14 protein-coding genes are annotated in these 15,499 nt (G+C 38.5%); 6 read left to right on the forward strand and 8 right to left on the reverse strand.

Annotation, left to right across the window (positions count from 1 at the left end; all coding sequences use genetic code 11):
• Positions 1-167: 167 nt before the first annotated feature.
• The 8 genes from C1710_RS05060 to C1710_RS05095 form a co-directional block, all read right to left on the reverse strand.
• On the reverse strand, positions 168-2,417 hold the full coding sequence (locus C1710_RS05060) for a phage/plasmid primase, P4 family (RefSeq protein ID WP_102280721.1): 2,250 nt from the start codon (positions 2,415-2,417) through the stop codon (positions 168-170).
• A gap of 1 nt (position 2,418) precedes the next feature.
• Positions 2,419-2,814, reverse strand: coding sequence for a DUF7768 domain-containing protein (locus C1710_RS05065; protein ID WP_235857969.1), 396 nt, complete (start codon positions 2,812-2,814; stop codon positions 2,419-2,421).
• An 84-nt stretch (positions 2,815-2,898) separates the two neighbouring features.
• A complete protein-coding gene (locus tag C1710_RS05070; RefSeq protein WP_102280727.1) occupies positions 2,899-4,833 on the reverse strand; it encodes a DNA polymerase in 1,935 nt (644 codons plus the stop codon).
• Positions 4,834-4,888: 55 nt separating this feature from the next.
• Positions 4,889-5,440, reverse strand: coding sequence for a DUF2815 family protein (locus C1710_RS05075; RefSeq protein WP_425280934.1), 552 nt, complete (start codon positions 5,438-5,440; stop codon positions 4,889-4,891).
• A gap of 1 nt (position 5,441) precedes the next feature.
• A complete protein-coding gene (locus tag C1710_RS05080) occupies positions 5,442-6,581 on the reverse strand; it encodes a DUF2800 domain-containing protein (protein ID WP_102280733.1) in 1,140 nt (379 codons plus the stop codon).
• Entirely contained in the window at positions 6,578-6,895 is a 318-nt protein-coding gene (locus tag C1710_RS05085; protein ID WP_040458874.1) for a hypothetical protein, read from the reverse strand. The genes C1710_RS05080 and C1710_RS05085 overlap by 4 nt, the downstream gene beginning before the upstream one ends.
• Positions 6,879-7,082, reverse strand: a complete 204-nt coding sequence (locus C1710_RS05090) for a hypothetical protein (RefSeq protein ID WP_102280736.1) — start codon at positions 7,080-7,082, stop codon at positions 6,879-6,881. Before C1710_RS05090 ends, C1710_RS05085 begins: the two co-directional genes overlap by 17 nt.
• An 81-nt stretch (positions 7,083-7,163) precedes the next feature.
• Entirely contained in the window at positions 7,164-7,622 is a 459-nt protein-coding gene (locus tag C1710_RS05095; protein WP_102280737.1) for a sigma-70 family RNA polymerase sigma factor, read from the reverse strand.
• 428 nt (positions 7,623-8,050) lie between these two features.
• Here C1710_RS05095 and C1710_RS05100 point away from each other — a divergent pair, with 428 nt between their 5' ends.
• Genes C1710_RS05100 through C1710_RS08255 form a run of 6 tightly spaced genes read left to right on the forward strand, consistent with a single transcriptional unit; the run spans position 8,051 to position 15,463 of the window.
• On the forward strand, positions 8,051-8,941 hold the full coding sequence (locus C1710_RS05100) for a hypothetical protein (protein WP_102280739.1): 891 nt from the start codon (positions 8,051-8,053) through the stop codon (positions 8,939-8,941).
• A 12-nt stretch (positions 8,942-8,953) separates the two neighbouring features.
• Positions 8,954-9,604 carry a hypothetical protein gene (locus C1710_RS05105; protein WP_102280741.1) on the forward strand — a complete coding sequence of 217 codons (651 nt, stop codon included), beginning with the start codon at positions 8,954-8,956 and terminating at the stop codon, positions 9,602-9,604.
• Positions 9,605-9,626: 22 nt separating this feature from the next.
• Entirely contained in the window at positions 9,627-11,918 is a 2,292-nt protein-coding gene (locus C1710_RS05110; protein ID WP_102280742.1) for an AAA family ATPase, read from the forward strand.
• Positions 11,919-11,938: 20 nt separating this feature from the next.
• On the forward strand, positions 11,939-14,020 hold the full coding sequence (locus C1710_RS05115) for a type I restriction-modification system subunit M (protein WP_102280744.1): 2,082 nt from the start codon (positions 11,939-11,941) through the stop codon (positions 14,018-14,020).
• A 5-nt stretch (positions 14,021-14,025) separates the two neighbouring features.
• Positions 14,026-15,297: a restriction endonuclease subunit S gene (locus C1710_RS05120; RefSeq protein WP_235857970.1), complete on the forward strand. Its 1,272-nt coding sequence runs from the start codon at positions 14,026-14,028 to the stop codon at positions 15,295-15,297.
• A gap of 13 nt (positions 15,298-15,310) precedes the next feature.
• Positions 15,311-15,463 (forward strand): hypothetical protein, encoded by a 153-nt coding sequence (locus C1710_RS08255; protein WP_180961307.1) that lies wholly within the window; start codon positions 15,311-15,313, stop codon positions 15,461-15,463.
• The last annotated feature ends 36 nt before the right edge of the window (positions 15,464-15,499 follow it).

A 15,499-nucleotide genomic window follows, 5' to 3' on the forward strand; every position in this document is an offset into this window, starting at 1 on the left:
ATTAAGTGTAGGTCGTGACACTTGATTACATACTCTTCTCTATGTCTTTTTTCTTCTTATTTATTTCCTATATACAAGTAATGAAATAGACTTACATGACCTACACTAACTAGCTTCAAATACTGGCAAATAAGGATTCTTGATGATGAATTGGTGTAAGTCGCGTGCTAGTCGAGAAATTCATCAGCTTTAATGCGTAAACCGCTAACAAAGCTGCCTGAACTTTTACGAGTTCGCTTAAAGCCAGCATTCTTAAGGGCAGTGTAAAAGTCTGACGTGCTGCGGATGTATTCGCCAATGCTTTGGCAATATTCGCGATAGTTTTGATAAAGGCTTCCTGATTTCCCTTCATAGCTTGGATCCAGTTCACACTTTTCATTGAGAAAGTGACCGAGCCAATCATTATCAGCGTGGTAGGCTTCTACCGCTTTCGCTACCGCAGGCGGAGTGCTTAACTGGTAATTTTGCTGAATGATCCGCTGGGCACCTTCGATAATCCACTGCAAAACAGCCGGACCAGCATTTTCGGTTAGGTGCTGGGTATAGTTTTTAATGTCTTGTCGTTTATTAATCTTGGCCTTAAAGGGAATTACGATTAAGCGGCGCCAGATACCTTCATCGTTGCCACCGACATGGGGCAGATAGTTGGTATAAAGAACCATCGTGTGGCTCGGGGTAAACGAGAACGGCTTCATGTATTTCTTTTCGGCATAGATTTCATCGGTTGAACAGAGTTGCTTAATAATCGAAGTGTTCAGGCGTTTACCTTCTTCCAATTCCGCGGAGATGATCAGTCGCTTGCCTTTAACCTCGGCCATTTCCGGTTTGACATTGCGCCGCACACCAGTAGTCAAAGCATCAGCAGATAGGTGGCCAGTATAAGTGCCGAGCACATTGGCAATCGTATTCCAGAAGGTCGATTTTCCGTTGCGTCCATCCCCATAGGCGATAATTAAGGCTTCCAAATAAACCTGACCGATAGCGACAAGTCCCACAATTTCTTGAACATAGTTGATTAATTCTTGGTCGTCACAAAAGAAAGTATTCAACGCCTCTTGCCAAAGATCTGTTCCTCTATTACCTGGAATACAGGAGGTTGACTTAGTAATTAATTCACTAGCTTTGATCTCCTGTTGACCATACATTCCTTTTTTTAAGTTAAAAGGGCCGGCAGGAGTATTTAGTAAAAATGGATCAGCATCAAATTGGTTGATTTCTTTGACCAGCTTGGGTCGAGAGTTTGTTAAGATGCCACTGATGCCACGGGTGCTGCGTTCCTTGAGGATGAAGGCTTCATAGCTTTTGGCAGCTTCGTAGTCCTTAAATGATTCTTGCTGAACTTCGCTAAAAGTACGCCGGGCTTTTGTTTTTCCCATAGCTTGAATTGCTTGAGCGACACCATTTTGCTTGATGGTTTTGTGGCAGTTCATTACCCGCAATTGGGCATCAGCCAATTGTTTGTCAGTAAAGCGCTGAACTTCTCCTAAAGCGAGCGGCTCAGATTCTTGCCAGATTTTATCGTCAAACCACATAAAGCCGGATTGGTTGGTGTAACAGACTCGCTGATGGCAATTCTTGACAAAAACATAGGCTTCACCAGTGTCGGAGTAATCTTGAGGTTGCAGATCATCATTTGGCTGGTCGTACTCTTCGGGTGGAACATAACCTTTTTGCCTGGCCATCCGTTGACCAAATTTCATGGCGCTGTGCCAAATATTTGCTAGTTCTTGATTTCCTAACGGCGGATCACACTTTGTTGCTTCTTCTTTAAAAACTTGTCGAGCTTCAGCGGTATTACCTAAGCGCATTACTAAACGGCCAGCAAAGTGGGAAAGGGTAGCATTGCGTTTGCCTTCGGGGATGCCACCAATTTTCTGCTGATCAAAGAAACGTTGGGCCATCATGAATTGGTCGATTGTTTGACTTCCTTCATGCCAGAAAATTTTAGTGGTGGGAACACCAAAGACGAAGCGGGCTGCATCCAAGGCATTGTCATCAAAATAAGGAAAGTAAGCTTGAATCTCGTGCTTTAATTCAGCATAGATTTTTGCTTTCTTAATTGGTTGAATGGGAAAGTAGATATGAAACTTCGGTCGTGGCTTTTTACCATGCTTGGATTTCATATTGTTGCGAGATAAAGTGATCGCATATGACACATCATCGAAATAATTTGATAAATCAGTCGGATGAATCCAGGCTGACGGATCTTCGGAGTGATCATTATCGCAATCCATGACTAGACAGTCCGCGCTGATAAAGTTCCCAATGTTTCTTTGGTTAGATTTGAAAATGCCACAAACGTGGTCGTGACTAACTGCTTTGGCCAGTTCATCTTGGTTGGTAATGTTAATCTGTTGAGGATAGCTGGTGTTGCTAGCCTGACCAGTCACCGTGGCAGTAGATAAGGTAAAGTGCATTTTAGTAGACCTCCGTTTTCAAATTAAATTGACGAATATTCTTCCCTTTGCGTTTAGCTAAGCGATGGAAATACCGCATATCGTGAGTCGGTTTGCCAAATGACCAGGCTTCAGTACATTTGGTAAGCAGCACGATGTTAATAAAGGCAGCGATTTGAAATTCTTGCGAACGGTGCATGTTAATGAATTGCGGTAGATAAAGTTGTGGACATACCGGAATACCACCGGCTTGGTAGACAAAGCGGCAGTAGCTTTGGACTGTCTGAATTGCTTTATCTTGTTCTTTCACAACCTCTGTAAATGGAGCGATGACAAAGATGAAGGGCCGGTAGTGAGAATTTGACTTATCAATCCGCAGCTTGTCGATTGCCGCTTGGGCTTGAATGACTTCTGACATTAATTCAGATCCTTTCATAAAATTTAAGAACTAAAAAAGTCCTCACTGATAAGCCAGATGAGGACTGAAAGTAAACCATGAAGATTAATCTTTTTTGTAAAAATCACCGACAAAACCAGCAGCATTCAAAATTAGACCATTTGCCCAATCAGGCACTTCAGTCATAATCTTGACCATGGTAGCGAGTGAACGCCCAGTTGGGGCTTCAATTACGGCTTCGTCATGAATGTGCATTACGACTGGGTTACCGGCTGCTTCTAGACGGTGCATAGCTTCAGCTAAGAGATCACGACTAGTGGCCTGGACGATGTTTTCGACTAGCTTAGCGCCATAGGTTTCAATTCGTGACCATTTCTTGATGGTATTAATGCCCATGAAAGTAATGGATTCACTACCAAAGCGGTTAATGCCGATCTTAGGTTGGGGATAACAAAGAGACCGACCAGAACGTAATTTTAGAAACATACAACCACTACGGTAGGTGAATTTCATATCGTGAGATTCTTGAGGAAGGCGAGTTTTAATACATACTTTAGCCGCTTTATCAATGTCCCACCAGAAGTGGACAATATGAGGGCTAGCCTGCCGCCACATCTCAACTAATGGTGGCAGTTCATCTTCTGTCAAACCTAACTTGGTAGCGCCCATGGCCTTTAGAGCGCCGATCGAACCACCATAGCCAAGCGCTAATTCAGCAATCTTGCCTTTTTGTCGCAAGTTGCCATTGATGCCGTGTTTAATTACCGGTACGCCGAACATCTGACTGGCAGACGCGCAGTAAATATCCTTATTATGAGCAAAGGCTTCCTGTCGCCATTCTTCACCAGAAAGCCAAGCAATGACTCGTGCTTCCACAGCAGAGAAGTCAGCAACATAGAAATGACAGTTTTCTTTAGGAATAAAGGCCGTGCGAATCAGTTGTGACAAGACATCAGGAACGGAATCGTAGAGCATAGCCAACGCGGAGAAGTTACCCTGTTTAACCAGTGCGCGAGCTGCTTCCAGATCAGGCATTGAATTACGGGGAAGATTTTGTACTTGCACTAGACGACCTGCCCAACGACCGGTACGGTTAGCACCATAAAATTGCAATAAACCATGCACACGGTCATCTTTACATTTAGCTTTTTGCATGGCCTGGTATTTTTTGACACTGGATTTGGATAAAAGTTTCCTTAAAGCCAACACTTGATGAACTTTACCAGTTGTATTTTGCAGAAGCTGGGCGACAGCTGCCTTAGACAAAGAATCGACTTGAACTCCTTGTTGGGTTAACCAGTCTTTTAATTGCAGTGGTGAATTTGGATTAGCGAGACCCGTTAACTCTTTGGCTTTTTCCAAGTATTGGTCATGAAATTCGGACTGGCATTTAATGGCATTATCAACTAGCTGTTGATCAATCTTGATGCCCCGGTCATTGATGTCTTGATCCATCCAGTAATTCTGCCATTCGCTTTGTGGGACCGGGAACCAACTGAGTTTTTGAGTGATTTCCATTTCTACTTCAACATCGCGCTGGTTGTACTGTTTGAATTGTTGCCATTTATTGGGAGCATGGTAGGGAAAGTTACGAGTGCGATTTTGATTGGCCTTCGTGGGCTTGCAAGGGGTGCAAAAGTAGCGAACAAGCTCTTTACCAGCAGTGATCTTTTGACGTGGTAGTCCTAGCACGATTCCAACATCTCGTAGTGATAATGGCAAGCCGAGAGTGGCAGACCAAACGCGAGAACAATGCCAACCAGCCGGGTTTAAACGGTGACCGACATAACGAGACAGACAGACTCGTTCAAATTGAGCATTAAAAGCACTCTTAATAATGTTAGGATTATCTAGGGCTTTAATAATCTGTACCGGAATCTTTTCACCCTGGGTTAAGTCCACCACCTTGACGGGACCAAAATTGGTGGCATAACCAAAGAGCAAAAGCTCAAAATCATCGCTATCAGCGTATCGATAGACGCCAGTCTGATTTAGGTTGGTGCTGGAATAAGTTTCAATATCAATTGAAATTTGCTTCATCAGGAATCCTTTCTACAAAAAATGGGTAGTCAAAGTCGACTGCCCATCTTTTGGTTTAAGCTAAGAAATCATCGTCATTGCTATCATCAATCGCTGTGAAGTCATCGCTGGCACTAGCATGTCCACCTAGTGGTTCTCCATCACGGATCTTTTGGATGTTACCCAGGCCACAGGCAATTCCACGGTTACCGTTGGTGTTAAAAGCATAGAAGTTAATCGATACTCGGGCATAGCAGCCACTGTAAACTTCATCACGATCAAGGATTGGTTGGACATGCTTGTCCACAATCTGTGGTGCCGTGATCGAATTAGCATTGATAAAGTAACTATCTTGGTAGGCAACATCATCACGTTCCACATCCCCATCTCGAAGAGGTAGCTTGAGAGTGGCCTTATTAGGCTTCTTACCACCAAACTTTCCAATTCCTTCCTGGATGGCAGCATCGATAGCTTTTTCGATGGCAGTGACTGTCTTTTGATCGGACTTGGGGATGATTAGACTAACTGAATACTTTTCCTTACCACCATTGATAGACTTAGGTTCCCAGATGTTGGCATAAGAGAGACGAGTGTTGATACCGGTAACGACCTTAGTTTGTTGTGACATATTATTTTTCCTCCTTAAATTCATCTTGTGGGTTAGATTTGCTAATACTCTGACGTTGATCGGAATTTGGCACCAGAGTTGGCTTACCCGCAGGTTTAACAATTTCTTGACTAAACAGTTCGGTGAATTTCTTCTTACCGACCTGTTTTTCTAGTTTTGTAATCGATAATAGCTTCTTTTGGTAAATATCATGGTAGCCATGTTCTTCAGCAATTTTTGCTACGGCAGCTTCATCCTTGTAATGGCGGACAGACCTACCTTCGACTATTTTGTAACCAGGCCACTGCTTACCATGGTTAATGGCTAGGTCAGCGGCATAGTCTTTAATTTCGTGAGCCCAACGATTCAAATCATCGATGTGTTCGAGAACCTCGGTTACCTCACTATCTGTTAGCAAGTTCGGTGACCGTAGTTGAAAGCGGGTGAGCTTGTGATGATAGTCAAAACGAGCTCGCAGTACAGCATTACAAGCGGAGAATTGGCACCAAGGACCATAATGGACGGTACCTTTGCCAGCAAATGCGAGTTCGGCTTTCTCTTTTAATTCGGAATTGGCCCAGTGCATTAGTTCTTTAGCATTAATGGTCCAGGTACTAATATTGGCCATCCGAGGTTGAAAGATTGTCGTTTCAACTTCATCAACGTTGTACAGACTGCCGAACATTTCTAGTGCACCGACGGCATAGAGTTTCATCTGGGGATTGTTCTGCGCTTCTACCCGGACACCCTTGCCATACTTAAAGTCGATAATATGGAGTAGGTGATCAGAAACAATTACGCAGTCGCCAGTACCAAAACCTTCAGGCACATATTTAGAAAAGTCCAGTTTCTGTTCCACACGGATGGTGGCGTCGGGTGCGTATTCTTTAGCTTTGTGATATTGTTCCAGAACATAGCTAGCGTAATCATCGGTTAGGTCTTCCATCTCATCTGATTGGTAATCAGAAGTAGGGCGTTTAAACTCATCACCGAGTAATCGATGGATCTTATATTCTCCCAGTGCGTGGGCAGCCGTTCCTTCAGCAGCTACATTAGAAGTAGTGTGGGGGAAGTATTGCTCTAGTCGTGGGAGTGGTGGAGCACTTAGCCAACGATTAGCACTGGAAGCTGATAATAATGCGTGGTGGGTTGGTGAACTCATTGTCCTAATCCCTCCGCACTGTAGTAAAGATCTTCGTAATCTTTGGGATCCACGTCAGAAAGCTTCTCGGCACCAAACTTATGGAGCAATTCTTTAACTTGGTCGGTATAACCTTCGGCACTCTTCCTTGCCAGCATCTTGCGAACCGTTACTTTGTCTTCAATTGAGTCACACTTTAGTTGCTCATCATCACTTGAAACTTCATTTTCGTTGCTTGATAACAATTGACGGATGGACTGAACGGTTTCTTTGGTTTGGTCGATTTGTTTTTCAAGCTCCTTGAGTTTCAAATCAAGGTCATTCATTACGCTCATAGGAATCATCCTTTACTTCGTTAATTTCTAGTTGTTGAACATCTTTGCCGGGTGCAATCACCATTAAGTGGTGTGGGTTGCCGAGCAACAAACGCAGTAATTTTTCACGGACTGTGATTTGACGCATGTTGACGACACCATCTTGGTGGGGATGCTTGGCTACTGAAATTGCAATTTTATTAGCCATGATGGTTATCCTTTCTTATTAAATTTAGTAAGGAATAATTGCCTTACACTTACAGGCCATGGGAAAGAAAAAAGTAAACGATTATTTTTGAAGATTTTTCTTGAGCCGTCGATAGATAGTTTGGAAACGCTTAGTGATCGCCATCTTGGTCACTCCGTCGTCTTTGGCAATGTCGATCTGTTTCATGCCATCCCAGAACTTCTTCATGATCAACTTTTGCTGTCCTGGTGTAAGTTGACTGATACTTTGTTGGAGTTGATCCATTTCTTCCTTATTAATTACCTCTTGCAACGGATCAGCATCATCTTTTACCAGGGCGCCATATGGGTCATAGGCTTCGAGTGAAACATGACGACGGGTTTCACGGTGGTTATCGTTGTATTCAATACGATTAAGTTCGATGATTTCTTTGCCTTTAGCTTCTGTGACCGTGATTTCTTTGATCCCAGTTGGTTGATGTAGCTTAATGTGCATACTGCCATCTTTAGTATCTGAGATCTCCATGTTGAGCTGGTGACGGTCGTCGTAGTATTTCTTCATAAAAAATTCCTCCTCTTGGATCTCCCAAGCGAAGGAATCGAAGGCATACTAAAAGCCACTAACAAGGCAATAAGAAACAGACCTAAACGATAAATCGCTTGGGTACTGCAACTTGCCTTACTAGTGGCTTGTTACAGAATGTTATTCAGTTAGGTGCATGCTAGTAAAAGTTGTTGATCGAGCAACACATGCTGTTCAGCTACAATAGGGTAACGAGTACATACGGATAAATAATTAAAAACTTGATATAATAAAAAAGCGTAATATACGAGTTTCAATATTTTTTGATACTGCTCTATGTAACTGTAGTAAAGAAGTTGTATTTCTTTACGTCTTCTAACCTGTCGTTTCTTTAGTCGATGTCAACAGGAATATTGCTTTACTTCCTTTACTTTTGTTACTATTTTTGGAATCGAAGGTAGAGATAAATGGAAAAAGTGACTTATGATCATATGTACTTGTGCGGATGCGTATTTTTCTTTTTGCTATTACAAGCTGTAAAACCAAATGAAACTGCTAGATCTCATAGGGCCGGAGGTCATGATAAACATTCGGACTCTATCGTTATGAAGGACCTAATTTACACATTTACAGGTAGAAATGACTTTGGAACTGTTAAGGACACTTCACAATATAAGGAAGGAAAAACTGAGGGGACAGTAAATCTTCCTTTCAACGATGGGGCGATAATAAATGCTTTTAAAGCCCTTATTAGTAAAAACCACTTATTGACCTTGTCTAGAATGAAAAAATTTGTGAGCGAGCATTTAAATCGTGATGTTAGTGAGTGGCTCGTGGGAGCAATACTAGATATCATTAGCTGTGACGATACTATTGCAAATAATTGCCCATTTTATGTGAAAAGCGACGGCAACGAATTATCTAAGAGTCAGCTGCTGGAAACTAACAAATTTGAGCTAGAACCATTTTTAGTTGGAATACTTCTTTTTATTTTGACGGAAAGGCGGGGAAAAAATCAGAATGGAAAGGCGACTTTAAATCTGCTGGGTGAGAAAAAAGCAAGAAAACCGAGAAATTTTGAATCTAAGGTTGGCCAATCTAGAGCTGAGAACATTATTGTTACTGAATGGCATGGAGATGCACACTTAGTTAAAGAAAAAACTAGACAAAATAAAAAAGCCTCCACGGAGGATTCCATGGAAGCTAATGTAATAAAAATGCAAGCTCAAGATTCACAAAATGATAATTCTAAGGGCGAAAAGAAGCAGACGATGATTAATCATCAAACGAACATAGTCCAAAATGGTGACCATAACGTCAACATAACAAATAATGGAACAATGAATCTCAATTTATAAGGAATGGAAAAATTGAATAATGATATAAATCGGAATGAAAATGTGCCATCGAACAAGATAAGCGGCCCATCGATAAAGCAGTTAGAACAAAATGGTGACCATAACGTCAACATTACAAATAATCAAGGTGGAACTGTTAACCTTAATTTTAATAATTCTCATTCTATAGGCCATGAAGCTGAAGATTTAATGGCTATCCAAACGTTTAGTAAAGTGTACTATCAATTATTAGTGACGAATGTATTGGTTGGTGGCTCTGCAATAATTCCCGCTAATCGTTCGCTACTACTTAATATGGTCCCTATTGAAATATTTAGCTCATGTTCGGAGCTTTCAGACCGTGGAATAGAAAAGCTAAAAACTATTCCTGCAATTATTTGTCAAAAGAATACAGAATTTTATGGCAAAACAAGTCCATCGCAATCGGCATGGTATTGCCGTATAACGGACGTAGTGATAGAAAAAAGTATAATAAGAGTGTTCTTTCATCCATTGGGGGCATTTGAACAAAATAAACTCGGTTACCAGCAAAACGCTTCTTTCTTTGGTATTAATATAGATTGTATGTTGACAGACTTAAATTTACCTGGATGGTATGTGCACAAGATAAATATTTTTAACGCTTTCGACAAAGCTGGCATATCTGGAATGCCACAACCCTAATTAAATTATTTGGAGCTGCAATATGGAAAAACTAAAATCGGAAATCACAAGTGTAGTTATAAGTGATGCTACCTTTAAGAAAAACTCACCAATAATTCACCCAACGTTTATTAATTATTTTTTTGGCAACAATGGTACAGGGAAATCTACTATTGCTAAAACTATAAAGTCTGGCGATGGGGTAATGTTTAAGAATGGCGACAATCTAAATGATTATGAGATTTTACTATACGACCAAAATTATATAGATGAAAACATCAAAGAACATGATGGGCTGCCAGGGGTCTTCACCGTAAATAAAAAGAATGCAGAGATTGAAAAAGAAATTGCTTCATTATTAGAAAGCGAAGAACAATCTTGGGAAAAAATTAACGAAGCAACTTCGAGTATAGAAGCATTAGAAAATCGTCAAAATACTTTAGAAGAACAAATTAAATCGAAATGCTGGGAAAAGACAAAATCAATTCGTAAGCAATTTGCTAAAACACAAAACGGATACCGCAGTTCAAAGAAAAAATTTATTGATGAGGTAAGAAGACATGATGCCAAAGAACATGATATTAAGCAATTGGATACTTTGTATTCGATCGCATATTCTAAATCTGCAAGGCAATATCCATTGTTTAACGAGATTCAGTCAATTGCCGTTTTAGATAATATTTCTGGTAGCGGAATATTGTCAAAGAAAATTGTAAATTCTGCTGACACCGATTTGGCGGTTTTTTTAAAGCAAATAGGTGCTACGGAATGGGCACGACAGGGGCATGATCAATTTCATGAAAGAACAAATGGTAGATGCCCATATTGTTCTCAATTACTAAACCCAGATTTTGAATTAGAATTTGTAAGAAGTTTTGACGACCAGTATGAAAGTAACAGACATGAGCTAAATGAATTTTTGAAAAAATATCGGGATTCCGCAAATAAACTATTTTTGTCTTTGGCACAAAAGCCTGATCCGCTATATCCAGATATTAATATGGAAGGATATGATGATAAGCTTCGACTGATTAAGTCATTAATTACGTCGAATATTGATAAAATACAATCAAAAATCGATGAGCCCACAAGAGTTGTCGTTTTAGAAAAAATTGGGCCGTTGCTGGATGAACTTTCACATTTAATAACAAAATTCAATAAATCAATAATTGAGAATAATGAAATAGTAACTTCTCTCAATCAAAAGCGTGAAGAATGCCAGCAAAAGATTTTCGAATACTTGGCAAACATGTTAAAAATCGATATAGAAGAGTTTGATTCAGCAAATAGAGACATTAATGAAGAAATTCAAAGGAAAAATAAAGTTAAGCAAGCAGCATCTGATAATATAAATGGCTTTAAAAAGAAAATCAGACAACTTAATAAGCAAACAGTTGAAACTGAAACAGCAATGAATAATATTAATTTAATGCTTAAAAGTTCGGGATTACAGGGATTCCATCTTATTCCTAAACAGGAAATGTCAGGGACATTAATACGCAACTATGAAATTGTAAGAAATGACTCCGGGCATGTTGCTGAAAATCTTAGTGAGGGTGAACGAAACTTTATAGCCTTTTTGTACTTTTTACAGCAGGTGTATGGTAATAATAGTACATCTGAAGAGGTTAAAAAGAAGATAATAATCATTGATGATCCAGTAACCAGTATGGATAGTGGAACTATGTTCATTATCGGAGCCGAGATACGTAAATTAATCGAAATTTGTCGAAATAATGTTGATAATCGGGATAGCTTAGCTTCGGGCAATTTAATTAAACAAATCTTTATTTTTACACATAATGCATTCTTTCAAAGAGATATAACTTCTCTTCGAACAAAGGAATATCAGTATGTTTCATTTTATTTGATTACAAAGCATGATAATTGCTCGGAAATTAAGTTATGTGAAAAAATCAATCCAAATTGTCCTACTCAAAAATTAAATTTTAATCCTGTCACAAATTCCTATACTGCTTTATGGCGGGAGTATAAAGAAACAAAAAGTTGTCTTTCATTAATGAATATTATTCGACGTATTTTAGAATACTATTTTCTACAAATATGTGGCTATACCGGTGATGATATACGACGAAGAGTTTTGATAGACCATAGGGATGAATTTGCAGACAAAGATGATAGTACAGGACAATATCAACTGGTATCGTCAATGTTAGCTCATATGTCGGCTGCTAGGTTTGGAATTTCTGATGACCTGCTTTTTATTGACGATAATTTGGATGGAAATGTAGACCAGTATAGAAAAAGTTTTAAGTTGATTTTCAAGTGTATGGGGCAAGAACAACATTTTAATATGATGGTAGATGAAGCATAGTAAAGGATGGAGAATAACAAATGGTAAAAATTGATACTTCTTGGGATGAACAGCCAGTAGATATTACTAGTGAGGCTAACTTTATCTGGTCTATTGCCAATAAGTTACGTGGTACCTACATGCCTGATAAATATGGGGATGTCATTATTCCGATGACTATTATTAGGAGATTTGAATGTGCCCTAGAGCCAACAAAAGATAAGGTGCTGACGCAATATGAGGCAATGCCAACATATCCAGCTAGAGCGATGTATAAGATTAGTGGATTTCAGTTCTATAATACTAGTAAATTTGATCTGCAAGAATTATGTAATGATCCTGATAATATTAATTCTAATTTCAAATCATATTTAGCTGGTTTTTCGGCAGATGTTCAAGAGATCCTCCGAAATTTAGATATTGAAAGCAACATTAATAAAATGGATAAAGGCGGATGCTTATATAGCGTTGTTAAAGCATTCTCTGAGCTTGATTTAAGTGTTGCTAAATTTGACAGCATCAAAATGGGATACATCTTTGAAAATTTAATTGCCCGTTTTTACCAGAACGTTGACGCTGGGCAATTTTACACCGGTCGTGACATTATTCGTCTTTGTGTCTCTTTATTACTTGCAGAGGGTAGTGAAGATATTTTAGAAGATAACAAGGTTGTCACTGTCTTGGACCAAGCATGTGGGACTGGCGGTATGTTATCAACAGCATATACATATTTGAAGCACTTGAATCCTACAGCTGATGTGCACCTTTTTGGTCAAGAACTAATGGGCCAGTCATATGCTGTTGGATTAGCCGAAATGTTAATCAAAAATCAAAATATTTCTAATTTTAAGCATGCAGATACCCTAAAGGAAGACTGCTTTCCCGATCAGAAGATGCGTTTTGTGTTAGAAAATCCTCCATTTGGTACTCCATGGGGTGGTAAAGATGCAAAACAAGGTCAAGAAGAATCAGTTAAAGAAGATTATTTAAAGGGCGACAGTAGTCGATGGCCAGCGGGGTTACCTAAAACAAATGATGCACAATTACTATTTGTTCAATCTGCTTTGGATAAATTAGATGATAATGGGCGAGCCGCCATTATTGAAAATGGTTCACCACTTTTTACAGGTAATACAGCATCAGGAGAATCACAGGTTAGACGTTGGTTGTTAGAGAATGATTATCTGGATGCAATCGTAGCAATGCCGACTGATCTGTTTTACAACACGGAGTTGGTAACGTATATTTGGATTTTATCTAAAAAGAAAGATGAAAAGCGAAAAGGTAAAGTTCAATTTATTGATGCAACGAATATCTATGAAAAACTCAGGAAACCTTTGGGAAAGAAAAAGAATGAGTTTTCAAAAGAAAATCGTGAACAAATTACTAAGTTGTATACGGACTTTGAAGAGAATAATATCTCACAAATTCATGACAATGCTGAATTCATTTATCGTGAATACACAGTTATGCAGCCACTGCAACGTAGCTATGCTATTACAGAACAACGTATTGAAAAAATGCTCCCTAATTTGAGCAGCTTTTTTGATCCGGTTAAATTTGATGAACTTCAGAATAGTAATGAAAAGTTATCAGCTCGCGATGTAAAGAAATTAACTAAATTTAATAAAAATAAGCCGGTCTATGATCAACTGCTTTCCACTCTCAGAGATAACATTTCTGAAAAGGTTTATAAATCACCAGAAGTATTTAAGCCAGTTATTGAAGATCTACTTTCAGATATTGCAGATGATAAACTGATGAAAAAAATAGTTGATGGATTATCACAAATGGATAAATCAGCTGAAGTTCAAACCGATAAAAAGGGAAATATTATTTATGATAAAGATACAGCCGATTCGGAAATAGTTAATATAAAAACACCAATTAATCAATATATGGCGGAAGAAGTATTGCCTTTTGTACCGGATGCCAAAGCTTTTTTTGAAGAAAATTTGGGTAAAAAGAAACCCGTTATTAAAACAGGTGCAGCGATCCCATTTACTAGATACTTCTATAGGTATCAGATGCCCCAGTCGGTAGAGAAACTACAAAATATGATTGATAGTTTGGAACAATCGATTTCTGTGGAAATGAATAATTTGTTTGATAAAAACAGGTGATGCAAATGCAAGTAAATAAAGATAGTGGGATAAAATGGGTTGGTGAAATCCCAGATAATTGGGATTCTGTCCCTATTTATTATGTATCCCAGGAAGTAAGAAAGAAAAATAACAATATTTTTCAAAAAGCAGCACTGAAGTTTACGTATGGGACTATCGTTAGGAAAAAAAACTTTAGTATTGACGAAGATCCATCTTTAAGAAAAACTATTGAAAATTATAAGGTTGTAAAACCTAAAGATATAGTTATCAATGGATTAAATTTAAATTTTGACTTTGTTACTCAGCGAGTAGGCTTTGTAACTTCCCCAGGTGCTATTACTTCAGCATATATTGTTATTAGAGCGAAGAATAATATTAATGAGAAGTATTTATTATATTTGCTAAAAAGTTATGATTCAGTAAAAGCGTTCAACAATATGGGAGGAGGGGTAAGAAGAATACTAAATTTTAATATACTATCAAAGATAAAGATTCCTTTCCCACCAATGAAGGAGCAAAAGAGAATTGCTGATTTCCTTGATAAGAAATGTGGTCAAATTGACAAACTCTTAGTTCGAATCAATGATGAAATTGAACGATTGAAAGTTTATCAAAATAGCTTAATTATAAGGACTGTAACTAAGGGATTAGATCTAAATATTTCCATGAAAGATAGCGGTATAGAGTGGGTTGGAAGCATTCCTGAATCGTGGGGAGTTGTACCTCTATATAAACTATTTAATGAAAGAAAAAGCAAAAATATTGCTGGACGAGAACAGAATCTGTTATCTCTAAGTTATGGGAAAATAAAACGAAGGGACATTAATGCTAAGGGAGGTTTGTTACCAGCAAACTTCAATACTTACAATATTGTAGAAGATGGTGATATTATCATTCGACCGACTGATTTACAAAACGATCAGCATAGCTTAAGAACTGGGATTGTTAAAGAGCATGGAATAATTACTTCTGCTTATATTGATTTGGCTCCATTGCCAAACACGAATTCAGCTTATTATCACTACCTATTGCATTCTTATGATATTGAAAAAGTGTTTTATAATATGGGGAATGGAGTACGCCAGGGGCTTAATTACAATGAGTTTTCAAAACTTAAAGTTCTGGTTCCTAGCGATAGAGAAATGTGTAATATTGTTGATTATTTGAATCGAAAAAATAGAATTTTAGATAGCTTGGTTGAAAAAAAACAACAGCAACTAAATCTCTTAAAGGAATACAAAAATTCACTTATTTATGAATATGTAACGGGCAAGAAGCAAGTACCAAAGATGTAGGATGAATATATAAATGCGTGGACAGATAAATGAACGATATGATTACCAACAAGAAATAATTCAACACTTAGTTGAAGAAGATGGATATGTCGAAAGAGATCATAGTAGCTTTGATAAAAAGTTTGCTATGGATCCAGAATTACTTTTTCAGTTTGGCAAATTGTAAAATTTAAGTTGAACATTTAAGTGGACAGAAAAACCC

The sequence above is a fragment of the [Lactobacillus] timonensis genome, assembly GCF_900240275.1.
GTDB lineage: Bacteria > Bacillota > Bacilli > Lactobacillales > Lactobacillaceae > Limosilactobacillus > Limosilactobacillus timonensis.